Annotated in this window: 1 protein-coding gene and 1 pseudogene; one reads left to right on the plus strand and one right to left on the minus strand. The window is 45.1% G+C overall.

The window, feature by feature from the left end:
• Positions 1 to 503: pseudogene (locus ACRCYC_RS01650) on the plus strand (hypothetical protein); the annotation flags it as partial.
• Positions 504 to 781: 278 nt separating this feature from the next.
• Here the strand turns inward: ACRCYC_RS01650 and ACRCYC_RS01655 are convergent.
• The coding region (locus ACRCYC_RS01655) for a hypothetical protein (protein WP_438617456.1) at positions 782 to 1113 on the minus strand (332 nt) is incomplete at its 5' end.

The raw sequence follows: 1113 nt of genomic DNA on the forward strand, positions 1-1113 counted from the left end.
CAGCAAATGACTATTTCGCATTTATGGATTATGAAATGCAAGGCGATATCGTAGATGTTGCTGCTAATGCGATAAATAACTTAGAGGCAGCTGTTAGAAAACTCTTTGCGCTTGATGCAAAGAAATTTTTCATCGTAGGAAGCAGTGATTTAACACTTGTTTCTTACGAAATCGACGCCAATAGACTGTCTGAAGCTGAAGCGTTCACCACTTATGTGAATCGCAATCTCCCAATAGTACTTAAGAGCTTAGAGAAAGAACTTGATATCGAAATCACTTATTTTGATGTGACAAAAGTAAGCGACAAAATTGCTGCTAATCCTATCAGGTTCGGCATTGCTCATATGACAGTGGTGGCACAGCCTACATATCCAAAAATATTACCCGTAGCACCAAATGTAGATGAACACTACTTTTTCGACGAATGGCACTATTCACGCATTGTACATAGAATAATTGGTGAAGCTTTCTACGTCGCCTTCGCAAAAAATGAAGTAAGTTAAATTTCTACCTATGGGTCTTACAGGGGAATAACCCTCCCTGTTTTAGTTAACATCATTCACAGCATTAAACGTTTGAAAGCGCTACCGCAGGTCAGAGCATCACTCATCAGGATTGCAATGCGCTGCATTAGAGGGGTATGGGGAGGGGTACGGATGTAGTCGTGCATGTTGAAACGCTCTCTGTGCCACAGGCGCGTTTATCCTCTTAGCGGCCTGATGAATACCACCACAGCATCAAGCCCGCACGTTAATGGTGCACTGCATTTTCCGTATCAGGTTCATATTCCACTGTGCGACGTTACCTGACCAAAAATCTGCGCCAGATAGCTGGCGCTGATCCCCAATTGTTCACTTAAGTCATCACCCATCAGTTGATATAAGTCGGTAATGTCTGCACTGATTTTCTTGGCCATTCCCGCTATCTCATCAGAGGACAAGGTTGATGGTGAATGCGCGGCGGTAAGGTCGAGTCCCGTATAGGGGTTGCATTGCGGCATGTGTTTGGCTCCTTGAACAACAAACGCGGCAGTGAAGGTGGTGGCTATGGGTTTTGCAGTAGGCCGCGCTGGGCCATCGAGACAATGCTTTCGGCGCTGACCACCAAGTGATC

Origin of the sequence: Paraclostridium sp. (genome assembly GCF_051657365.1) — a bacterium.
Classification (GTDB): domain Bacteria; phylum Bacillota; class Clostridia; order Peptostreptococcales; family Peptostreptococcaceae; genus Paraclostridium.